Origin of the sequence: Nocardioides kongjuensis (assembly GCF_013409625.1) — a bacterium.
In the GTDB taxonomy this organism is placed as follows: domain Bacteria; phylum Actinomycetota; class Actinomycetes; order Propionibacteriales; family Nocardioidaceae; genus Nocardioides; species Nocardioides kongjuensis.
The window spans coordinates 5,058,240-5,079,659 of sequence record NZ_JACCBF010000001.1; the positions used below are offsets into that span (position 1 = coordinate 5,058,240).

The window sequence follows — 21,420 nt, forward strand, 5'->3', positions numbered from 1 at the left end:
GCTAACGGAAGCGCAGCACCCCGCCGGGGGTGGCGGCCGCGGAGACCGGCCGGTCGTGCGGCTCGGCGGGGACGTCGGGGAGCACCTCGTCGTCGTACAGCAGGACACAGGTGAAGGTGCCGACCGGCACCCGGGCGAGGGCGCGGTCGTAGGACCCGCCGCCGCGGCCCAGCCGCATCCCCTCGCGGGAGACCGCGAGGCCGGGGACCAGGACCACGTCGGCGGTCGCGACCGCGTCGAGGCCCAGGGGCGCGCCGACCGGCTCGAGCAGCCCGCGCCGGGCCGGCGCCAGCGACGTCGGGCCGTGGTACGCCGCCCAGTCCAGGTCGTTGTCGGGCAGCAGCACCGGCAGCACGACGCGCTTGCCGGCGTCGACCAGTCGGTCGAGCAGGGAGGTGGTTCCGGGCTCGGTCCCGACCGAGACGTACGCCGCGACGGTGGCCGCCCGGCGTACCTCCGGAGCCGCCAGGAGGTGGTCGGCGATGGCCCGCGCGGCGGCTCCGACGTCGGTCAGCGAGCGGCGCCGGCGGGCGGTCAGGAGCTGGTCGCGGGCCGCGACCTTGGCCGCTCCGTGGCACGGTTGTGGACCTGTCACCGGACCAGCCTACGATCGGCAGTATGGGTATGAGTGGCCGTAGCGGCGGCCTCGAGAAGGCGCGGGCGAAGATGCTCGACGCGGGGGTCGACCCCGTGGCGATCGAGACGTTCGCGCACTACTACCGACTGCTCGAGCACGGCGAGACCGGCATGATCCCGGAGTCGAGCATCGAGCCGGTCGACATGGAGAGCCTCGCCGACGTCGAGGTCTCCGAGGAGGTCGCGGCCGACGCGATCGGGAAGACCGTCGCGATCAAGCTCAACGGTGGGCTCGGCACCTCGATGGGCATGGAGCGCGCCAAGTCCCTGCTGTGCGTGCGCCGCGGGCTGTCCTTCCTCGACATCATCGCCCGGCAGGCCCTGCACCTGCGCCAGCAGTACGACGTCCGGCTGCCGCTTCTGTTCATGAACTCCTTCCGGACGTCCTCCGACACGCTCGACGCCCTCGGCCGCTACGAGGACCTCGCTGTCGACGGACTTCCCCTCGACTTCCTGCAGAACAAGGAGCCCAAGCTCCTGACCTCCGACCTGACCCCGGTCAGCTGGCCCAAGGACCCCGACCTCGAGTGGTGTCCGCCCGGCCACGGCGACCTCTACACCGCGCTTCGCGGCACCGGCCTCCTCGACCGGCTGATCGAGCAGGGCTACCGCTACGTCTTCGTCTCCAACTCCGACAACCTCGGAGCCGTCCCCGACCCCCGGGTCGCGGGCTGGTTCGCCTCGACCGGTGCGCCGTTCGCGATCGAGGCGGTCCGCCGTACCGCCTCGGACCGCAAGGGCGGTCACTTCGCCCGCCGCAAGGCCGACGGCCGGATCGTGCTGCGCGAGACCGCGCAGACCCTGCCCGAGGACCAGGCGGCGCTCGCCGACCTCGACCGGCACCGGTTCACCTCGACCAACAACCTGTGGTTCGACCTGCACGCGATGAAGGCGGTGCTCGACGGCCGTGAGGGCATCCTCGGCCTGCCGCTGATCCGCAACGTCAAGCACGTCGACCCCGCCGACCCGGGCTCGCCCGAGGTGGTCCAGATCGAGACCGCGATGGGTGCGGCGATCGAGGTCTTCGACGGGGCGCGGCTGATCGAGGTCGGCCGCGACCGGTTCATCCCGGTCAAGACCACCAACGACCTGCTGGTGCTGCGCTCCGACGTCTACGAGATCGGCGCGGACTTCGCGCTCACCCAGGTCGCCGCCGACGTCCCGTACGTCGACCTCGACGCCGACCACTACAAGGTCGTCGGCGAGTTCGACAAGCGGTTCCCCGAGGGCGCGCCGTCGCTCGCCAAGGCCACCGCGCTCAAGGTCGAGGGCGACTGGACCTTCGGCCACGGCGTGCAGGTCGTCGGCGCCGTCGAGCTGGACGCCAAGAGCGCCCAGCGGGTCCCGGCCGGCGAGGTGCTGTCGGGGTCGGATGACTGACCCGGCCTGCTCGGTCGACGAGCACCGGGCACGGGTCCTCGAGGGCGTCAGGGCGCTGGACGCCGAGGTCGTCCCGTTGGCCGACGCGCTCGGGCGCCGGCTGGCCGCCGACGTGGTCGCGGACCTGTCGGTGCCGCCGTTCGACCACGCCGCGATGGACGGCTTCGCGGTCCGCGCCGCCGACGTCGCCGCGGTCCCGGTGTCCCTCCCGGTCACCGGCGCGGTCGCCGCGGGCGACGAGGTGACCCCGCTGGCGCCCGGCACGGCGATCCGGATCATGACCGGTGCCCCCGTCCCGCCCGAGGCCGACCTGGTCGTGCCCTTCGAGTGGACCTCCGGCACCGACCCGGTCGAGGTGCGCGAGCGCGCGGACGCCGGCCGGCACATCCGGTTCGAGGGTGAGGACGTCCGGGCCGGCGACGTCGCCCTCGCCGCCGGGGTCCGGCTCGGCCCGGCGCAGCTCGGTCTGCTCACCTCCGTCGGCGCCTCGACGGTCCCGGTCCGCTCCCGCCCGCGGCTCGCCGTCCTCTCCACCGGCGCGGAGCTGGTCAAGGGCCACGTGCCCGACAGCAACTCGCCCACCCTGGTCGCCGCAGGCCGCGACGCCGGCGCCGACTCCGCCGCGTTCGGACCCGCGCCCGACGACCTCGCCGGCTTCCGCACGCTGCTCGCCGCGGCGGCCGAGGCTGCCGACGTCGTCGTCACGACCGGCGGCATCTCCGCCGGCGACCACGACGTCGTCAAGGCCGCGCTGCGCGATGATCCCGCCTTCTGGTTCGGCCCGGTCGCGATGAAGCCCGGCCGCCCCCAGGGCTGCGGCGTGCTCGTCGCCTCCGACGGCCGCCGGGTCCCCGTCGTCACGCTGCCGGGGACGCCGATCGCCGCCTACGCCGCCTTCCTGCTGTACGTCGTCCCGCTGCTCCACGCGCTCGCCGGCACGCCCTGGCAGCCGGTGACCGCGCCCCTCGCGACGGCGGTGAAGGCCGGTGACCGGACCGTGCTGCTGCCCGCGGTCGTCGAGGCCTCGGGGGCCGTCCGGCCGCTGCCCGGGCACGCCGGGCACTCGCAGCGGCTGCTCGCCGCGGCCGACGCGTTGCTCGTCGTACCTCCCTCGGGGAGGCTGGTGCCCGAGGGCACGTCACTCGAGGTGCTCGCCCTGCACCCACGACCCCAGGAGGGCCTTGATGGCTGACGAGCAGGCACGGCTGACCCACGTCGACGCCTCGGGCGCGGCGCGGATGGTCGACGTGTCGGCCAAGGACGTGACCCACCGGGTCGCGACCGCCTCCGGCCGCGTGCTGGTCTCGCCCGAGGTGATCGGGCTGCTGCGAGGTGAGGGCGTGCCGAAGGGCGACGCGCTCGCCGTCGCCCGGATCGCGGGAATCATGGGCGCCAAGCAGACCCCGGCCCTCGTCCCGCTGTGCCACCCACTGTCGATCTCCGGGGTGAGCGTCGACCTCACCGTCGCCGACGACGCCGTCGAGATCGCCGCGACGGTGAGGACCACCGACCGCACCGGGGTCGAGATGGAGGCGCTCACCGCCGTGTCCGTCGCCGCGCTCACCGTGGTCGACATGGTCAAGGCCGTCGACAAGGGCGCCGTCATCACCGACGTCCGGGTCGAGACCAAGACGGGCGGCAAGTCGGGGGACTGGTCGCGATGACCGACGTCCGAGGCCTTCCAGCCGTCGTCGTGGTCGCCTCCAACCGCGCCGCCGCCGGCGTGTACGACGACACCACCGGCCCGCTCATCGTCGACGCCCTGCGCTCGTGGGGCTTCGCGGTGGGCGAACCGGTCGTCCGGCCCGACGGCGAGCCGGTCGGGGACGCGATCTCGGCGGCCGTGGCCGACGGAGCGCGCGTGGTGCTCACCACCGGCGGCACCGGCCTCACCCCGACCGACCGCACTCCCGAGGTGACCCGCCCGCTGCTCGACCGCGAGGTGCCCGGCCTCGCCGAGGCGATCCGCGCCGCCGGTGTCGCCAAGGGCGTCCCGACCGCCGTCCTGTCCCGTGGCCTCGCGGGCGTGTCCGGGCAGGCGCTGGTGGTGAACCTCCCCGGCTCGCGTGGCGGGGTGAAGGATGCGCTCGCGGTGCTCGAGCCGGTGCTCGTGCACGCGGTCGAGCAGATCGTCGGGAGCGACCATTGAGTGACGCCCCTCGCGAGCGGATGATCGTCGGCGTACCCGGTCGCGCCTGGCCCAACGAGCTGATCTCCGGCACCGACCCCGTCGTCCGCCTGCGCCCCATCGCCCGCTCCGACGCGCGTGCCTGGCGCGCGGCCCGGCGCCGCAACGCCGTGTGGCTCGGGCCCTGGGACGCCACCGCGCCGCCCGGCTCCGACGCCCGCCCGACCTCGTTCCGCGCGCTGGTGAAGCGGCTCCGGAAGGCGGCGCGCCGGGGGACGACGTACCCCTTCGTCGTGGAGGTCGACGGCGTCTTCGCCGGCCAGGTCAGCGTCAACAACATCGTGCGCGGCTCCGCGCAGTTCGCCTCCGTCGGGTATTGGATCGACCAGCAGTTCGCCGGCCGAGGCGTGATCCCGCGCGCGGTCGCGATGGTCATCGACCACTGCTTCTTCCTCGCCGGCCTGCACCGCATCGAGATCTGCATCCGGCCCGAGAACTCCAACTCGCTGCGGGTCGTCGAGAAGCTCGGCATCCGCGAGGTCGGCTATGCGCCCTACTTCCTCCACATCGACGGCGAGTGGCGCGACCACCGCATCTTCGCCGTCACGCGCGAGGAGGCACCCCGTGGCGTCCTCGTCCGCCTCGACCGTCAAATCACATGAGTCACACGAATCAATCTGTGACACACCGATGGACATGCGCACCGCACTGAGGTAGCGCTCCTAACCTCTCGGTGTGGACCTGAGCTCGCTGATCTTCGTCGCCTTGTTCGTGGCGTGGGCGGTGTACCTCATTCCGATGGCGCTGCGGCGTCACGAGGAGGACGCCTCCAGCCGCTCGGTCGACGGGTTCTCCGAACGGCTGCGGGTGCTCGCCCGACGCGACGCGGTGTCGTCCACCGAGGCCGAGCTGGTCACGACCGGCCGGCCGGCCCAGGAGCTGCGACACGAGGAGCCCGCGGCGCCCACCCCTGCGCCGCGTGCCACCCGCCCCGCCGAGGAGTCGCCGGTCCAGCGCCGACTGCGCCAGTCCGCGGCAGCGCGCCGCGCCGCCGCGCGCCGCCGGCGGGTCTTCAACCTGCTGCTGCTCGCCATCGTGGTCGTCGCCGCCCTGGCGATCGGCAAGGTCCTCGCCTGGTCCTGGCTGGCCGCGCCCGTGATCCTGATGGCGGCCTGGCTGGTCGCCTGTCGCCTGATGGTCAAGCGCGAGCGCGCCGCCCGCTCCGCAACGGTCCGCAAGCGTCGTACGACGCTCGCCGACGAGGAGCTCGCCGCCGAGGACGCGGTGGGTGCGCAGGACGCCGACGCCGGATCGTCCGAGGAGCTGCGCGACGACACCGACGAGATCCCGGTCGTCGCGGCCGAGGTCCTCGAGGAGCCCGCCGGCGAGCCCGCGGCCCCCGAGGCCGGCGGGTGGACGCCGGTGCCGGTGCCGCTGCCGACGTACGTCGCCAAGGCCCCGGCGGGCCGTACCGTCCGCACGATCGACCTCGACTCCACGGGCGTCTGGAGCTCCGGCCGCAACGAGGCCGACTCCCAGCTGGCCCGCGAGGCCGACGCGCAGCGCGCCCAGGACGCTGCGGCCTCGGACGCCGAGCAGCACCGCGCCACCGGTAGCTGACTTTCCTCCCGGCTCGTCGGTCCGGTCGCGGGTAACGCCCGACCATGACCCACCACGACGACCAGGGCACCGCCGCCGACCGCCAGGCTGCCCAGCAGACGCGCGAGCAGGAGAAGAAGTACGCCGACTCCGCGACCGCGGTCTCCCCGGACACGCAGAGCGCCGACCCCCAGGAGGGGATCGACGAGAGCCCGTTCGACGGCGAGTCCGCCCGCGGCCAGTCGACGACCTTCGAGGACCCGCCCAAGCCACGGGAGAGCTCGAACGTCGACCGCGGTCCGCACGGTGACGACGAGCCCCGACCGGCCGGCCACGCCGACGAGGACCGCAACTGAGCATCCCGATTCGGAACCCGCACGACCCGGGTGCTACCGTTTCTCCTCGCTTGGGGGTGTGGCGCAGTTGGTAGCGCGTCTCGTTCGCAATGAGAAGGTCAGGGGTTCGAATCCCCTCACCTCCACCAGCACAGCAAGAACCGGCAGGTCGCCTCTGACCTGCCGGTTCTTGCGTTTTCGGCTCTGCTGCGTTGGGACTTCCACGGACGGGATTCACCACGGTGGGCCGTCCCGCTTACCCCCGGCGTACCCCCGGCCCGCGGGGGCGCCGCGAACCGCCTCCCGGGTGCTCCGACGGAGGCGGTCTGAGGCCTCGCTCTCGAGGTCGGGTTTCGTCGCGGGACCGCGGCTGGGGTCGTTCAGGCGATCCAGGCCTGCCTGGTCCGCTGAGGTGCCGAGGAAGTGCAGATAGCGGTTTGTGGTCGCGATCGACTCGTGGCCCATCCACGCCTGGACGGTGCCCGGGTCGACGCCGCGTGCTAGCCAGAGGCATGCGGCAGTGTGACGGAGGTCGTGGATCCGTCGGCCGCCCGCGGTCTGGTCCCATTTGACCGTGCGCAGCACCGCGGTGCGATGCAGCTGAGCGCCTCCGCCGGTGGTGATCAGGAGATCGGTCGGCTCCTTCCCGTCCGCCATGCGCTGGACGATCGGCAGGATCCGATCGGCCACCGGGACCCGACGACCGCGGCGGCCCTTGGTGGCCTTGACCGCGCCGCCCTCGGTCTGCGAGCGCCGCACCAGCAACCCGGGTGTGGGTATGCCGACCACGTCCTCCACCAGCACCGACCGAGCCTCACCCCACCGCATCCCGGTCCAACCCAGCACCAGGAGCGCGTCGGCCAGGTGCGGATCCCGGGCCTTCCAGCGGTCGTAGGTGGCCTCGAGCTCGGCCTCGGTCCACGGCCGCATCTCCGTCGGCTCCTCCGATGACCGCGGGACCTTCGCCGCGGTCACCGGGTTGCGGACGACCGCCTTCTCCCGCACGCACCACGCGAAGAACGTCGACAGGCTGGCGCGGTACCGGATCACCGAGCGCTCGCTGAGCCCCCGCTGGATCAGCGTCTCGAACGACCGCGCGACCTCACGCTCGGAGACCGCCCCCACCTGCATCGCCTGCATGCTCGTCGGCACCAACCGCTGCAAGGCCTGGTCGCTGCGGTAGGTCTTCGCCGCCACCGTGAACTCCCGAACGACCAACCACTCCTCGAGCAGCGTCCGGACCGGCCGCCGCCCGGCACGAGGATCCATTCCCCCGTCGAGCGCAGCCTTCTCCCTCGCCAGCCAGTCGCTCGCCTCACGCTTCGTGTCGAACGTGCGGCTCGCGACGAACTGCCGCCCGCTCTTCAACCTCGCCCGGAACCGGCCGCCCGAGGTCTTCTCGATCATGGCCGTATTCGCAGTCTGTCGCTCAGGACGCCCGCGCGAGCCACTGCTCGACGTCGCTGCGGCGATACCGCGGACAGGTCGACGTCATCCACGTGACCCGCGGCCCCATTCCACGCTGCCGCCACCGGCACAGCGTCGACTCCGACACCCGGATCCACCGAGCCACCTCGCTGCTGGTGAGGATCTCCTCCACCGTTTCCATCTGGTCACCTCCGACTCCGAGAGCGGCAACCGCCGCCCGAGACACCTGACAGTCACCTAAGGAATGGATGGGCGCTTGAGCGATCAGATGCCGGCGGCGAATCTCCTGCAATGCTCGGGCCCGCTGAGGATCGATGACGCGCAGAACACATCCGGGGATCGTTCGAACTGCGCGGAAGGTTCGGCGGCTGCCGATGCGCTGGGGGCCTTCCGCCGCTATTGCCCTTGCTGAAAGCGCGCCTGCAGGCTCGAGTCCCGAACTTCGAACGGAGAGAACGCCAACTCGGTCAACATCGGGCCGAGGATCCCTTCGATGGCTACGACGTCCCTCAAAGTGAGCTGCGCGTACCCGCGAAGTAGTTTGCTGAGGCGTCCCGCCGCGATCCCGGAGCGCTCTTCCAGCCAGGACTTCGAACGTCCGAGCCGCTCCAAGCGATCGGTCGTCTCGACCACGAAGTGGTGCTGCAGTTCGGCTGCCCGGGCGCTCGCGTACGCCGCGGGCGTCGTCGGTTGAATCCAAGTGACATCGCCTGGCCGGCCGAACATGACGGACTCCTCGAGAAGGTCCCGGGGCATGGTCGACGGAGGCTTCGGCACCGGTCAAACATACGGCGCGAGGATGGTCGATCTGGACCTGTGGATGGCGATGAAGGGCCGGGCGTTTCGGCGTATCTTCCATTTATGGAAGAAGACAAGGAGTGCGAAGTTGACGCCCTTCCCGGGCGAGTGGTGACGCGCATGACGATGACCGGGCATGCGATGCGGTGTGGTGAAGGCTGGTTTGCGCTCGTTGAAGAGCTCGATCGGGCGCTGGCGGCCCTCGATCCGGGCTACCGCCTCTTTGCGATTGCCCGCACCGGTGGTGCGCTCGTTTTCGATGCCGAGCCGTCGTCACCCGAACTTGCTAATCGTTTCGCTGCGATCGTCGGCTCGGCCTCTGAAGCGGCGAGCAGGAACTGTGAGGTCTGCGGGGAACCTGGCGAGAGGAGCGCGATCTGCGGGGTGGTCGAGGTGTTGTGTGCTGAGCACCGAGCCGCCGCCGAAGCAGCCGGACGGCGGCATCGAGAACCGCCGTACTGACCGATTCCCCGGACGAGCAGCGGGCACATCGGCTTCCATGGTGCAGAGGCCGAGGAGGTCATATGCGTTCGTTTCAGCCCTTCCCGCGACGAGAACTGAAGCGGTTGCGGCGCCGCTGGCTGCGCCGCAACCTCGGCATCGTCGCCTTCTTGATGGCCGGGTTCGTCCTTGTGGCGGCACTGACATCGGTGCCCCTGGCTACTAGTGAGCTACCGGTCCGGTGGTACGTCATCGGACTCCTCCAAGCCAGCCTCGTTGCTGCGGCTCTGCACCTCGTCAACTCGGCGTTCCTGGCGCACGAGGCAACTGCGATATGGCAGCTCAGGGGTGCATGGGGTGAGGACAACACGCGGTCGGAGCTGCAGAAGGCGAAGCGACGACGGCTCGTCTGGGGGTGGGTCGACAGCATCACGCTGCAGGGTGGCGACCTCGACCACGTGGTTGTCACGCGCTCGGGTGGCATCGTCGTACTGGACTCCAAGTGGCGCGGCTCGATCGACGCGGACGCTGTTGCGGAGATGACCGCGTCCGCCAAGAAGGCAGCGATCAGGGCACAGGGACTCGCCAGATCCATGCTCAAGTCAGAGCGCGGAGCGAAGCATCGGGCGCGCGCGCAACCGGTGACCGTGGACGCCGCCGTGGTGCTCTGGGGGTGCGGCGCGGGAGCTAGTGAACGACGGTCGGGAGGTCGACGGCGTGCGGTTCGTGGATGGTCGCAAGCTCGTCGATTGGCTCCGCCAGCTCGAGGGGCCGCCAGTGCCGCCGGACGCGGCCAAGGAGTTGCTCGAGCAGCTGGCGGCGTACCGCGCGACGGCATTCAAGGCAGCGGAACTTCGGGCGGCAGAGCGCGCGTGAGGGTGGCCGTGCGGAGCCAATCGCGCCGCGCGAAACGTCCGGCAGATTGCTTCAACGAACCCAGCGACTCCCGGTGTCCGGCCGACGGAGGCGAGCGATTTCGTCCGAGACTGAGCTCCATTTTGCGTCCACGAGCTCGCCCCGAGCACTGCGGTCGTTGAGCTCTCGGACGACGCGTCGGCAGGCACTGGGGGAGTCGAGAACGGCGCTGACGTGTTGCTCGATGCTCACCGGCTCGGTGACATAGGTGATCGCTGTGCGGCCCGCTTGAGCAGCACGACGTTCCTCGGATGCAAGCCTCCGGCAGGCACTGCTGCACCAGCGACGAGGGCGGCCGGCCTTCGGCCGATCGGAGACGAAGAACGGCCGGCCGCATCGGGGACAGGCCTTCTCGATGATCACTGGTTCCGCTCCTGGTCCAGCGACCATTCGAAGACCGTGGCCACCCGCCAGCGGAGATGCTTGCCGACGCGGAATCCCTTGGGCCCGCGTCCTCGGCTGCGCCAGGCGTAGACGGTCTTGATGGGTACACCGAGGTACGCAGCCACGTCGATGGCTGTCCAGAGGCGCTCGCCGGCGGAGTGGGGTTGGGGGTTCGCGGGAACGGTCGGCTGGGGTGGGGGAGCGGCCTCAGGGCGGGGTCGCGTGCGGCAGCGCGTCCGTGTCGACTCCGGTGTGGGTTCGTCCCAAAGGGCTGGTTGTTCGAGGTTGTACTCGTTGTTGCTCATCGCGTGCCCGTCTTGATCCCGTGGGTGCTGGATGCACCCCTCCTGGTCTCCTAAGACATCGCCAGCCGCTCGAGCGATCACTACGCGGCGAGAAACTTCCGCCGGCAAAGGGGGACGCGGCAGCTCCGGATGCTCGCAGGCATTACGCCGGACGTTTCCGCGCCGAGAATGCAAGAGGTGTGTGGCACTTCATCAGTCGCGCGTGGGCGACGGGAGCAATGTCAGGATTCCTGTGTAAGCGGGCGTCGGGCTCGGATGCCTGCGGCCGTCATGGCGAGGTGCGCCTTGCATTGGTTGGAGACGCACATCAGCAGAGCCTGACGTAGCCGTGGGCTCCGAGTTGCTACGCCGAGAGGGGCACTCGGGCACCGGCTCCGGCGCTCGTTCGAACCAACCTGTGAGGTCGCTCTCCGGAGCGAGGGTGGGCTTCGTCTCAGGAGTCGAATCCCAGGCCGACGGCGTCCAGCGCGCGCAGGAAGGCATTCCTCTGTCCTTGTTGGTGATCTGCCCGGTTCAGGGACCACCTGGTGAGGTTGATCCCGGCGGCCGCTGCGGGCTCGGGCGGGAAGGGGAGTGGCCTCTTGCGGACCATCTCGAGCTCGGTGCGTTCGGTTCGCTCTCCGGAGAGCTTGTCGAGCAGGACGTTGGCGGCGAAGCGGGTGGCGCCGACGCCGAGGCCGGTGAAGCCGGCGGCGTAGGCGATGCGTCCCTGTCGCGCGAGTCCGTAGTAGGCGGCGAACTGTGTGCAGGTGTCGATGGCGCCGGCCCATTGGTGACTGAACCTGAGGCCTTCGAGCTGCGGGAAGGTCGCGAAGAAGTGTGAGGCGAGCTTCTCGTAGGTGTGAGGCCGATCCTCGTAGGTCGCGCGGATCTTGCGGCCCGCGTGATAGACGGCGTCGTAGCCGCCGTAGAGGATCCTGTTGTCGGCGGTGAGTCGCGAGTAGTGAAACTGGTTGGCCATGTCGGCGAGGCCTTCGCGGTCGTTCCAGCCGATGGAGCTCAACTGGTCGGCACTGAGGGGCTCGGTCATCAGGACGTAGTCGTACACCGGCACCGTCATGAGCCGGTTGCGGCGCAGCAACGACGGGAAAACGTTGGTCGCGAGCGCCACCCGGTCGGCAGTCACGACGGCGCGTGCGGTTTCGAGTCGAACCTTGCCGGTCGAACGACTGGAGAGGCCTGTGACAGACGATTGTTCGTAGATCTCCACGCCGAGGTGCCGCGCGACCCGAGCCAGCTCGTTGGCAAGGCGAGCCGGGTGGACGAGCGCGCACCCGTCCGGCTCCTGGCTCCCGCCCAGGAACAGCGGGCTGTTGATGCGACTGCGGACCGAGTCCTGGTCGAGGTGGTTGTCGCCGAGCCACGGGATCTCGTGGGGTTCGACGGCAACCCTGAGGGTGCCGGTTCGCTCCCACTGACAGTCGATGGCAAGGTCGCCGAGGTCCTTCTCGAATTCGTCGAGGTTGTCTCTCCCGAGACGCTCGAGAATCGTGTACTCGTCGCGCCACCGTGCGCGGCCGTTCTCCTCGCCGTGGGTGATGGAGGCTTCGCAGAAGCCGCCGTTGCGGCCCGACGCAGCCCATCCGACTCGTTGGGCTTCGAGGAGAATCACCTTCTGGCCAGGGTTGCGGCGCTTGGCGAGGACCGCAGTCCATAGGCCGAGATACCCACCTCCCACGATCGCAAGGTCTGCGGTCGTGGCGGATGTGAGAACCAGAGCGGGTCCGTCTTGGCCGGCGTCCTCGATCCAGAACACCCCTCGATTCGTCGTCGCCAGCGATTCCCGGACGACCCGTGCATCCGGGGCGTTCCTCTCGTAGGCGGTCTCCTGCAATGGACCCGGCATGATGCGCTCCTCAAAGTGTGTCTAGCGGTGTGTCGATGGACGTGGCGGGGAACTCGAGCACGCGGTCGAGCTCTCTGCGGACCGGCACCCCTTGAGGAAGTACAACATGTGTTGTACGTTCCCCGCACCCGGTATCGCTGCTTGTGCCGGACACCGTTACGAGAGGCCGAACCATGTCGCAGTACGTCGTCGTTGACCCGTTCACTGGGTGCGAGCATCGTCGGTTTCCAGGCATCAATGATCGCCAGCTCGATGACCTCGTCGCGCAAGCTGCGAGCGCGGTTCCGGTCGTGGCACGTTCGACATCGGCTGACCGCTCCGGGCTGCTGGCCAAGGTTGCCGACCTGTATGTGGAGCGGTGCCGTGATCTCGCCGAGATCTCGGTCATGGAGATGGGCAAGCCGATCGCCCAGGCGATTCACGAGATCGAGTTCACGGCCAGCATCTTCCGGTACTACGCGACGAACGCCGATGACCTGCTGGCCGACGAGCCCATCCTCGTGCGCGACGGAAGGGGAGAAGCGCTCCTCCGACGTGCACCGCTAGGAGTCATTCTCGGTGTGATGCCCTGGAACTACCCGTACTACCAGGCGGCTCGATTCGCGGCGCCGAACGTTCTGGTCGGCAACTCGGTCCTGTTGAAGCCTGCGCCCCAATGCCCCGAGTCGGCCGCGGCCATGCAGCAGGTCATGCAAGACGCGGGCGCACCCGATGGGGTGTACTCGACAATCCTGGCCTCCGACGAGCAGGTCGTCTCGTTGCTCGAGAATCCCGATGTCCAGGGAGTGTCAGTGACGGGATCTGAGCGCGCGGGCGCCGCCATCGCAGAGGTCGCGGGTCGAAATCTGAAGAAGGTCGTGCTGGAGCTCGGCGGGTCCGATCCCTTCATCGTCTTCAGCACGGGCGACTTGGACGCCACGGTCTACCACGCGGCGACCACCCGGCTGGAGAACACGGGGCAGGCGTGCAACGCGGCCAAGCGATACATCGTGCACGATGACATCTACGACGAGTTCGCAGCCCGGCTGGTCGAGCTGTTCGGCAGTGATCAGCTACGTCCGGCCGATCCGCGCCTCGAGGAGACGATGATCGGTCCGGTCTCGTCGACTGTCGCGGCGGACAGGCTCGCCGACCAACTTGCGCGAGGCCTCGAGCAGGGCGCCCGGGTCCTCGTCGGCGGGCAGCGAGACGGGAACCTCTTCGCTCCGACCGTCTTGGTCGACGTCACTGCGGACAACGACATCTACCACGAAGAGGTCTTCGGGCCGATCGCCGTTCTGCACCGCGTTTCCAGCGAAGGGGAAGCGATCGCGTTGGCGAACGACACCCCGTTCGGGCTGGGTGCCTACGTGTTCAGAGCCGACCTCGAGCAAGCAGAGCGTGTTGCTGACCGGCTGCAGACAGGAATGGTGACGATCAACCTGGCGCACGGGGAGGCTCCTGAGCTGCCCTTCGGCGGCGTGAAGCGCTCCGGGTACGGGCGTGAACTGGGGCGGCTCGGGGTCGACGAGTTCGTCAACAAGCGCCTCGTTCGGAAGGCGTGAGTGCGATGGCGAGCTGCACTGACTCATTCATGGTCGCGATGGCCGACGGCGTCCGTCTGGCCACCGACGTGTATCTCCCTGAACCCATCCACCACTCGCGAGCGACAGTTCTGGTCCGCCTTCCCTACGACAAGACGGGTCGCTACACCTTCCTGCCTGACATCGCGGCCCGGATGACCGCCCACGGATTCGCCGTGGTCGTCCAGGACGTACGCGGGAAGTTCCTGTCCGAGGGAGAGCGCGTTCCGTTCGTCAACGAGGTGGCGGACGGCGCCGCGACGCTGGACTGGATCGTCGCGCAATCCTGGAGCAACGGGGTCGTCGGAATGATGGGCGACTCGTACTACGGCTTCACGCAGTGGGCAGCCGTCGCGTCGGGCCACCCCGCACTCCGGGCCATCGTTCCTCGCGTGACCGGGTCGGAGTTCTTCCGCATCTTCGCCCCGGACCTGGTGCCTCGGCTTCCGCTGTACGAGTGGGTCATGCACACCTTCTCGGTGCCGGAGATGCTCGAGAGCCCTTACGCCACCATGCGCGGTGGGCGAGCTGCATATGAGCTGCCGGCGGAGGCCGCTCGCGTCGGCGATCTTATTCGGGACCTCGCGAACGGCCATGCGCGAAGGTCGCTGGTCACCCCAGCCCTCCCACATGGCCGGCCGGCTGCGAACCTGAGCATCCCGGCGCTTCACATGGGCGGCTGGTGGGACAACCTACAGCGCCACCAGCTCTCGGACTGGCATGCCGCAAGCAGATCACCCGCCGGCGGACACCAGTTCCTGCGCATGGGCGCATCCGACCACGAGGACTTCAGGCTCCACGAGGATGACGAGCCGCACGCCAACCATGAAGTCGACGACGACGCACTGGCGCACTACCTGGACCGCATGACTGCTGATCCGATCGCCTTCCTGGATCACTACCTCCACGGGCGTCAAGGACGGTGGCTCGCGCCGCGGGTCCGGTACGAGATCGCCAACCTGGGCTGGCAAGCCGCTGACCGGTGGGTCCCCGCGGACGTGGTTGAGCGCCAACTGGTGCTCGGTCGCCTCGAGGCGGCAACGGGAACTGCCGACGGTGGCAGCCTGTCCCCAACCGTAAGGGCCGAGCGTTCCAGCATCAGCTGGACGCACAACCCGGCCGAGCCGGTTCCGTTCCTCATCGCGTCCGAATGGGCCCAGTGCGAGCACCTGCCAGACGAGCAGGCCTTGCACGAGCGCGCTGACGTCGCCACCTTCACGACCGACGGGTTCGGGCTGGCGACCGACATCGTCGGACATGTCGAGGCCGAGCTGCACGTGAGCACCTCTGGTCCGAGCGGTCACATCGTCGCTCGGCTCCTCGATGTGTACCCGTCTGGTCGAGCCCGTGTCGTCCTCGAAGGCGCTGCCCTGGTCGAGGGTCCGCAAGTGGCCACACGATGTCGAATCGACCTGGGAGACACCGCCTACCGCATGCGGCCAGGGCATCGCCTGCGGCTCGCGATCAGCGCATCGTGCTTCCCGCTGTACCCGGTTCACCCCGGCACGTCCGCCGAGGTCTGGGACGCGCAAGCAGCCATTGCCCCCGCGACGTACACGCTGCTGGGTATGCCCGGCGCCCCGTCCGTCCTCAAGATCACGACCCGCCGCTGACTGACTACTGAAGGAGAACCATGACCGACGAACTGATCTGGAAGAGCGCTGCCGACCTCGGCGATCTCTACCGCCGTCGCGAGGTATCGCCTGTTGAGGTGGTCGAGGCTGTCCTCGACCGCATGGACCACGTCCAGCCGATCCTGAACATCATGGTCACCGCGACCGCGGAGCAGGCCCGGGCAGACGCAAAGGAAGCCGAGAAGCGCTTCACGGCCGGGGACGATCTTCCCCCGCTCTTCGGTGTGCCCATGACGGTGAAGGACCTGGCCGAGACGAAGGGAGTGCGAACCACCTACGGATGTGTCGCGTTCGCCGACCACGTCCCGGACTTCGACGCCGTAGGTTGGGAACGACTCAAGGCGCAGGGCGTGATCCTCCTCGGCAAGACCACCACTCCTGAGTTCGGGCTCCTCGGCGTCACCGAGAGCAAGCTGACCGGCTCGACCAGCACTCCGTGGAGACCGGGCTTCAACGCCGGCGGATCCTCGGGCGGTGCAGCGGCCGCTGTGGTGGCAGGAGTCGGCCCGATCGCCTGGGGGTCGGACGGCGGAGGCTCGATTCGGGTGCCGTCCTCGCTGTGTGGAGCTGTCGGCATCAAGCCCTCTCTCGGCCGCATCCCGACGATCGACTCGGAGGACGGCGACTCGACCGACGGTCCGATCGCACGGACCGTGCTCGACGCCGCCATGGTCCTGGAGGTCACCAACGGCCACGATCCGCGCGATCGCCACTCCGTTGCAAAGGACACGCGGAATTACATCGAAGCAGCAACGGCGCCCGGCGATCTCACGGGCGTGCGCATCGCAGCCTGCTACCACCTGGGCCAGGACATCCTCGACCCGGAGGTGCGACGCCTCTTCGGGGAAGCCGTCGATGACATGCGTGCCGCCGGAGCCGTCGTCGAGGAGGTCGAGATCGAGCTGCCTGACACGATGACCTACTTCGACCACATCAACGGTCACGCCTATCAGCAGGCCGCCGAACAGATGAAGACCTGGAGCATCGAGATCTGGCCCATGATCCTCGAGCTTGCCGACCGAGCCGGTGCGGCCACGGCCCGGCAGATCCACGACGCCAACCACCGCGTCAAGACCGACATCTACAACGCGTTTCGTGCAGCGATGAACGGCGCTGACGTCATGGTCACGCCCACCACAGCGACCCCGGCCTTCCCTCATGGCGGACCCGGTGGCCCCGCGGGCACCGTCGACGGCCGCCACGTGCCTGCGCTCGGGAACCTGGCCCACATGACCACCGAGCCGCCAAGCCATGCCGGCCTGCCCGCGATCAGTGTCCCGGGCGGCTTCACGTCGGACGGCCTGCCTATCGGAGTGCAGTTCATCGGCAAGCTCTGGGCCGACTTCGATGTCATCTCTGCAGCGTCGAGGTATGAACGGGCCACGACCTGGCACACCCGTCACCCCATGCTCTGACCCATCGGCTCGATGCGCGGGACACCGATCCAAAGATCGGGGAGCAAAACGCTGGCGCGTAGTAAAACACTTGTTGTACATTCATTGTTGTAAGTGACCTGGATCACCCGAAGGACATCTCATGGCGCACCAAACCTCTGGCCCACGACGTCTCGGTCTGTTGGCGCTCTCGTTGGCAGCGACGGCGATGCTCGCTGCATGCGGGAACGGCTCGGACGACCGACCCGAGCCGGTGACGAAGGACGACCTGGTCGACGTCCTGCCGAGCGCGAAGGGTGGCGTCGACGTCGTCAAGTGGAATCTCCCCGCCGAACCCGACACGCTCGACCCGGCCAACACGGTGACCTACGCGTCCGGAACGGTCGTCCGTAGCCTCTGCGACACCCTGCTCACACGTGACCCCGACCTCGCGCTGAAGCCCAACCTGGCCAGCTACGAAGTCGTGTCGCCGACCGAGATCGTCTACACCATCCGGGACGACGTGAAGTTCTGGGACGGCACGCCCTTGACGGCCGAGGACGTCGCCTGGAGCCTCAACCGGATGCGCTCCTCGGACTTCGTCCTCAGCTTCGCGTTCATCAACGTGAAGTCCATCGACGTCACGGGGCCGGACCAGGTGACCGTGTCCTTCAGCGAGCCCGATGAACTGTTCCTCAACTCTGGTCCGGCTCTCGGCGTGATGGAGAAGAAGTACTCCGAGGCGCACGCCGACGCGATCGGGACACCTGACGGTGGCCTGATGTGCAGCGGACCGTTCGAGCTCGAGTCGTGGAGCCCCGGCAGCAGCATCAAGCTGAGCCGCAACCCGGACTACTGGAACGCCGAGCGAAAGCCGTTGGCCGAGACGGTGGCGTTCTCCTTCGTGGGTGACGCCACTGCTCTCACGCAAGCCCTGAACGCCGGCGAGATCGACGGCGCTTACGAGATTCCGGCCTCGGCCGTGCCGGCGCTGTCGAAGTCCAGCGTCGGGCGCATCACCTTCGGCCGGTCCATGCAGGGGCTCAACCTCAACGTCGCGCGCCCGGACGGTCCCATGTCCGATAATGACGTGCGCCAGGCCCTGCAGCGCGGCATCGACCGGGGGGCGTTGGCCGACGTGATCTACAACGGGGCAGCAGAGCCGACCTATACCTACGTCACCCCCACGACCTGGCCCGAGGGGCAGAGGGACGCCTACCAGAAGGCCTACGACGCCTTCGTCGCCGAGCGCAAGTATGACGTGGAGGCCGCCAAGAAGCTCGTCGCGAAGTCGGGTTACGACGGCGAGACGATCGTGCTGGCGCTCACAGCCGGAGACGACACCGAGTCGCGATCCGCGCAGCTCATCCAAGAGCAGGCGGCAGCGATCGGGCTGACTGTCAAGCTCAAGCCGCTGCAGCCCCTGGTATACGACCAGGCTGGCTACGACGCAGCCAAGCGCAAGGAGCTCGGCCTCGATCTGATGCTGTCCTCGAACTTCAACGGCGCTCCGGACCCGCTGGAGCCGATGGGATTCACGTCCCTGCCTGGGCAGCCGTACAACTACACCGACTTCGACGATGCCGAGGCGACGGCTCTGCTGACCGAGGCGCGACAGACCTTCGATGACGACCAGCGCGCTGAGATGGTGATCAAGGCGCAGCAGATCATCGAGGAGGACTCGGCAGTCATCCCGTTGTTGTCGACCTACACGACAACGTTCCTCAACGACCGGCTCACTGGCGCGATCACCTCGTTCGCCTACTGGTCGATGCCGGCCATGGCCTTCATCGGCGCTGCTAAGTAGAGCCAGAGATGAGTCTTCTGTCGACGGTCTCGGCCGGGGTGAGTGCCGGCGCAGCTCGGGGGCGGGGCGAGTTGGGCCGCCGAGCGGTGACCACCGTGCTGGGCGCGTGTGGAACCATCGTGGCGTCGTCGTTCGTGATCTTCCTCGCGCTGAGCAACGCCCCAGGTGACCCGGTCGCCGGTCTTCTCGGGGCCAAATCCACGGATGCGGCGCGCGCGGCGAAGAGGGCGGAGCTCGGCCTCGACGACCCGTTGCTGGTCCGCTACTGGCACTGGCTCACCGACGCACTCCACGGTGACTTCGGTACCTCGGTCGTCTTCAGGCAAGACGTGGCCGGCCTCATCGGACCGCGGCTCGAGACGACTCTGCTGCTGGTGGCGCTTGCATCTGTTCTGATGCTCGCCGCTGGTATCTCGCTCGGCGTGGCTGGCGGGGTGTCGCGCCGGTGGCGGTCGCTGGTCAGTGCGGCTGTCGGCCTCGGGATCTCCGTGCCGGCGTTCGTAGCAGCCGGTTTCCTCACCAGCGTGTTCGCCGTCAGTCTGGGCTGGTTCCCCACCTTCGGGGCAGGAGTCGGCCTTCTGGACCGGATCCACCACCTCGCGCTTCCTGCGGTGGCGTTGTCGATCGGGTACGGCGCCTACATCGCTCAGCTCACCTCGGCCGCGGTCCATGAAGAGAGTGGCAAGGAACACGTGGAGACCAGCAGGGGGCGTGGGATCTCTGAGAGACGCATCCTGCGCGCGCACATCCTGACCAACGCTGCTCTTCCGGTGATGACGGCATCCGGGCTGGCCATCGCGGGGCTGGTGACGGGGGCAGTCGTCGTCGAGGAGGCCTTCGCAATCGACGGAATCGGCTCCCTCCTGGTCAAGAGCATCTCCAGCAAGGACTACTCCGTCGTTCTCGCCGTGAGCCTGGTCATCGTGACGGTGTTCGTCGTTATGACGACCATCATCGACATCGCGCAGGCGTTCCTCGACCCGCGACAGAGAGGAGCTGTGCGATGAGCGCCATCACTGCGTCGTTGGGAGACCTCGCAGGTCGACGACTCCCTCGTGACCCCGTCCTCCTGATCTCCGGGGTGGTCTGCGCGGTGCTGGTGGCCCTGGCGGTCATCGGCCCCTTGCTGGCGCCGTACCCGGTCGGCAAGTCAGACATCCTGGCCTCCGGGCAGGGGCCGAGCGCTGACCATTGGCTCGGCACAGACTCTCTCGGGCGGGACCTGCTGTCGAGGGCGCTCTCTGGTGCTCGGCTGAGCCTGACCGGCCCGGCGATCATCGTGTTGGGCAGTGCAGCGGCCAGCACTGCCCTCGGCATCCTGGCCGCCTGGCGCGGCGGTTGGATCGACCGGATGCTCAATCGAGCACTCAACGTGATGTTCGCGGTTCCGGGGATCCTGGTTGCGGTCTTGGCGTCGGCATCCTTCGGAGCGGGCTTCTGGGCTCCGGTCGTCGCGCTGAGCATCGTCTACACGCCGTACGGCGCCCGGGTCGTACGAAGTGCTGCCGTCAAGGAGCGGAACATGCCCTACATCGAAGGCCTGCGTCTCGGGGGAGTCAGTTCTTGGCGGATCTGCACGCGCCACCTCCTCCCCAATGTCGCTCCCATCGTGCTGGCCCAGGCCACCGTCGCTTTCGGTACCGCCCTCGCCGACTTCGCCGCAGTCTCGTTCCTCGGCCTCGGCGTTCAGGCGCCTGCCGCGGAGTGGGGCCTCATGGTCGCCGACGGCAGGTCGGAGATCCTGGAAGGAGCGATCCAGCAGAGTCTGGTGGCCGGCCTCCTCATCGTCGTGACCGTGGTCGCCTTCAACGTGCTCGGTGAGCGCGTTGCTGCCCGGCTGGGGGTGGACCTGTGAACGACGGCACACTCCTCGACATCCAGGGGCTCGGCATCGAGCTCACCCGCACGCGGCCGGCTCGCCCTCTCGTGCGCGATGTCAGTCTCGCGATCAGGTCCGGCGAATCCGTCGGCCTGGTGGGCGAGTCGGGGTCTGGCAAGTCGATGACGGTCAAGGCAGCGATGCGTCTGTTGCCGGCCGACGCGAAGGTTGACGGCGACATCATGTTCGAGGGCCGTTCCGTGCTCCGTCTCGACAGGTCCGGTCTCGCAAGCTATCGGCGGGCGGACGTGGCGATGATCCATCAAGACCCCCGAGCGCACACGAACCCGATCCGAACGGTCGGCGACTTCGTCACCGAGGCCGTCGTCACAACCGGGCGTGCAACCAAGCGCGAGGCGGCCGAACGCGCCCGTGAGCTGCTCGAACAGATGGGTGTGCACGACGCAGACCGTCGTCTGCAGCAGTATCCTCACCAGCTCTCGGGTGGGCTGCTCCAGCGGGTCATGATCGCGGCAGCGCTGATGACCGAGCCGAGGCTGATCTTTGCCGACGAGCCGACGACGGCGCTTGATGTGACCGTTCAGTCGGAGGTCGTCGCGATTCTCGCGGAGCAGGTCCGTCAGCGGGGTCTCGGCATGCTCTTCATCACCCACGACCTCGATCTCGCCGCTGCAATTACCGACACGCTCGCGGTCATGTATGCCGGCACGCTGGTCGAGAAGGGGCCATCCGCGGATCTGTACGCAGCGCCGCGACACCCTTACACGGCCGCTCTCCTGGCATCGCGGCCCAGTGCTACCGAGGTTCGGCGTCTGGTCACGATCCCCGGCAGGCCAGTGGCGGCCTTCGAGGTCGAGCAGGGGTGCGCCTTCGCGGCGCGCTGTCCGTTCGCGGTCGACCGTTGCCGGGGCGAGAGGCCGGCACTGCGCGACATCGGCGGCCGCAGCGTCGCTTGCCACCGTGCAGAGGAAGTGGCCTCAGAGCTCAAGATGGCGGCGTCCGCGTGAAC

Annotated in this window: 21 protein-coding genes, 1 tRNA gene and 1 pseudogene; 18 read left to right on the top strand and 5 right to left on the bottom strand. The window is 68.7% G+C overall.

The features are described from left to right. Nucleotide 1 precedes the first annotated feature (1 nt). Nucleotides 2–595 (bottom strand): 5-formyltetrahydrofolate cyclo-ligase, encoded by a 594-nt coding sequence (locus tag BJ958_RS24275; RefSeq protein WP_179729370.1) that lies wholly within the window; start codon nucleotides 593–595, stop codon nucleotides 2–4. Nucleotides 596–624: 29 nt separating this feature from the next. On the opposite strand from BJ958_RS24275, the gene BJ958_RS24280 reads away from it, so the two are divergent. From BJ958_RS24280 to BJ958_RS24315, 8 genes are all read left to right on the top strand, one after another. Next, the gene (locus BJ958_RS24280) at nucleotides 625–2,016 is read left to right on the top strand and encodes a UTP--glucose-1-phosphate uridylyltransferase (RefSeq protein WP_179729371.1); all 1,392 of its coding nucleotides are present in this window, start codon (nucleotides 625–627) and stop codon (nucleotides 2,014–2,016) included. Further along, nucleotides 2,009–3,208 carry a molybdopterin molybdotransferase MoeA gene (locus tag BJ958_RS24285; RefSeq protein ID WP_179729372.1) on the top strand — a complete coding sequence of 400 codons (1,200 nt, stop codon included), beginning with the start codon at nucleotides 2,009–2,011 and terminating at the stop codon, nucleotides 3,206–3,208. The genes BJ958_RS24280 and BJ958_RS24285 overlap by 8 nt, the downstream gene beginning before the upstream one ends. Next, nucleotides 3,201–3,680 (top strand): cyclic pyranopterin monophosphate synthase MoaC, encoded by a 480-nt coding sequence (gene moaC, locus BJ958_RS24290; protein ID WP_179729373.1) that lies wholly within the window; start codon nucleotides 3,201–3,203, stop codon nucleotides 3,678–3,680. The genes BJ958_RS24285 and moaC overlap by 8 nt, the downstream gene beginning before the upstream one ends. Further along, nucleotides 3,677–4,165 (top strand): MogA/MoaB family molybdenum cofactor biosynthesis protein, encoded by a 489-nt coding sequence (locus BJ958_RS24295; protein WP_179729374.1) that lies wholly within the window; start codon nucleotides 3,677–3,679, stop codon nucleotides 4,163–4,165. Before moaC ends, BJ958_RS24295 begins: the two co-directional genes overlap by 4 nt. After that, nucleotides 4,162–4,806, top strand: coding sequence for a GNAT family N-acetyltransferase (locus BJ958_RS24300; RefSeq protein ID WP_246319096.1), 645 nt, complete (start codon nucleotides 4,162–4,164; stop codon nucleotides 4,804–4,806). Before BJ958_RS24295 ends, BJ958_RS24300 begins: the two co-directional genes overlap by 4 nt. Before the next feature lie 73 nt (nucleotides 4,807–4,879). Beyond that, nucleotides 4,880–5,764 carry a divisome protein SepX/GlpR gene (sepX, locus tag BJ958_RS24305; protein ID WP_179729375.1) on the top strand — a complete coding sequence of 295 codons (885 nt, stop codon included), beginning with the start codon at nucleotides 4,880–4,882 and terminating at the stop codon, nucleotides 5,762–5,764. Between the two features lie 44 nt (nucleotides 5,765–5,808). Then, the gene (locus BJ958_RS24310; RefSeq protein ID WP_179729376.1) at nucleotides 5,809–6,099 is read left to right on the top strand and encodes a hypothetical protein; all 291 of its coding nucleotides are present in this window, start codon (nucleotides 5,809–5,811) and stop codon (nucleotides 6,097–6,099) included. Nucleotides 6,100–6,151: 52 nt separating this feature from the next. Further along, nucleotides 6,152–6,227 (top strand) — tRNA-Ala (locus tag BJ958_RS24315). An 85-nt stretch (nucleotides 6,228–6,312) separates the two neighbouring features. Here BJ958_RS24315 and BJ958_RS24320 read toward each other — a convergent pair. Together BJ958_RS24320 and BJ958_RS24325 are read right to left on the bottom strand one after the other, a co-directional pair. Then, nucleotides 6,313–7,485 (bottom strand): tyrosine-type recombinase/integrase, encoded by a 1,173-nt coding sequence (locus BJ958_RS24320; RefSeq protein WP_179729377.1) that lies wholly within the window; start codon nucleotides 7,483–7,485, stop codon nucleotides 6,313–6,315. Nucleotides 7,486–7,902: 417 nt separating this feature from the next. Then, on the bottom strand, nucleotides 7,903–8,232 hold the full coding sequence (locus BJ958_RS24325; protein WP_179649397.1) for a helix-turn-helix domain-containing protein: 330 nt from the start codon (nucleotides 8,230–8,232) through the stop codon (nucleotides 7,903–7,905). 135 nt (nucleotides 8,233–8,367) lie between these two features. Between BJ958_RS24325 and BJ958_RS24330 the strand changes: the two genes are divergently transcribed. The 3 genes and pseudogenes from BJ958_RS24330 (at nucleotide 8,368) to BJ958_RS24335 (ending at nucleotide 9,621) form a co-directional block, all read left to right on the top strand. Then, nucleotides 8,368–8,766 (top strand): hypothetical protein, encoded by a 399-nt coding sequence (locus BJ958_RS24330; RefSeq protein WP_179729378.1) that lies wholly within the window; start codon nucleotides 8,368–8,370, stop codon nucleotides 8,764–8,766. A gap of 152 nt (nucleotides 8,767–8,918) precedes the next feature. Next, nucleotides 8,919–9,260: pseudogene (locus BJ958_RS29370) on the top strand (nuclease-related domain-containing protein); the annotation flags it as partial. A 202-nt stretch (nucleotides 9,261–9,462) separates the two neighbouring features. After that, nucleotides 9,463–9,621, top strand: coding sequence for a hypothetical protein (locus tag BJ958_RS24335; protein ID WP_179729379.1), 159 nt, complete (start codon nucleotides 9,463–9,465; stop codon nucleotides 9,619–9,621). Nucleotides 9,622–10,019: 398 nt separating this feature from the next. On the opposite strand, the gene BJ958_RS24340 is transcribed toward BJ958_RS24335, so the two are convergent. Then, nucleotides 10,020–10,349: a helix-turn-helix transcriptional regulator gene (locus BJ958_RS24340; RefSeq protein WP_179649403.1), complete on the bottom strand. Its 330-nt coding sequence runs from the start codon at nucleotides 10,347–10,349 to the stop codon at nucleotides 10,020–10,022. A 433-nt stretch (nucleotides 10,350–10,782) separates the two neighbouring features. Next, nucleotides 10,783–12,195, bottom strand: a complete 1,413-nt coding sequence (locus BJ958_RS24345; protein WP_179729380.1) for an NAD(P)/FAD-dependent oxidoreductase — start codon at nucleotides 12,193–12,195, stop codon at nucleotides 10,783–10,785. 173 nt (nucleotides 12,196–12,368) lie between these two features. On the opposite strand from BJ958_RS24345, the gene BJ958_RS24350 reads away from it, so the two are divergent. From BJ958_RS24350 to BJ958_RS29225, 7 genes are all read left to right on the top strand, one after another. Further along, nucleotides 12,369–13,739: an aldehyde dehydrogenase family protein gene (locus BJ958_RS24350; RefSeq protein WP_179729381.1), complete on the top strand. Its 1,371-nt coding sequence runs from the start codon at nucleotides 12,369–12,371 to the stop codon at nucleotides 13,737–13,739. Nucleotides 13,740–13,768: 29 nt separating this feature from the next. After that, complete coding sequence (locus tag BJ958_RS24355; protein ID WP_179729382.1) at nucleotides 13,769–15,370, top strand: CocE/NonD family hydrolase; 1,602 nt, start codon at nucleotides 13,769–13,771, stop codon at nucleotides 15,368–15,370. Between the two features lie 20 nt (nucleotides 15,371–15,390). Further along, nucleotides 15,391–16,806, top strand: coding sequence for an amidase (locus tag BJ958_RS24360; RefSeq protein WP_179649411.1), 1,416 nt, complete (start codon nucleotides 15,391–15,393; stop codon nucleotides 16,804–16,806). 121 nt (nucleotides 16,807–16,927) lie between these two features. After that, nucleotides 16,928–18,571, top strand: coding sequence for an ABC transporter substrate-binding protein (locus tag BJ958_RS24365; protein ID WP_218865955.1), 1,644 nt, complete (start codon nucleotides 16,928–16,930; stop codon nucleotides 18,569–18,571). 86 nt (nucleotides 18,572–18,657) lie between these two features. Beyond that, complete coding sequence (locus BJ958_RS24370; protein WP_218865956.1) at nucleotides 18,658–19,578, top strand: ABC transporter permease subunit; 921 nt, start codon at nucleotides 18,658–18,660, stop codon at nucleotides 19,576–19,578. Next, a complete protein-coding gene (locus BJ958_RS24375) occupies nucleotides 19,575–20,426 on the top strand; it encodes an ABC transporter permease (RefSeq protein WP_179649415.1) in 852 nt (283 codons plus the stop codon). The genes BJ958_RS24370 and BJ958_RS24375 overlap by 4 nt, the downstream gene beginning before the upstream one ends. Beyond that, the gene (locus BJ958_RS29225) at nucleotides 20,423–21,418 is read left to right on the top strand and encodes an ABC transporter ATP-binding protein (RefSeq protein WP_179649417.1); all 996 of its coding nucleotides are present in this window, start codon (nucleotides 20,423–20,425) and stop codon (nucleotides 21,416–21,418) included. The genes BJ958_RS24375 and BJ958_RS29225 overlap by 4 nt, the downstream gene beginning before the upstream one ends. The last annotated feature ends 2 nt before the right edge of the window (nucleotides 21,419–21,420 follow it).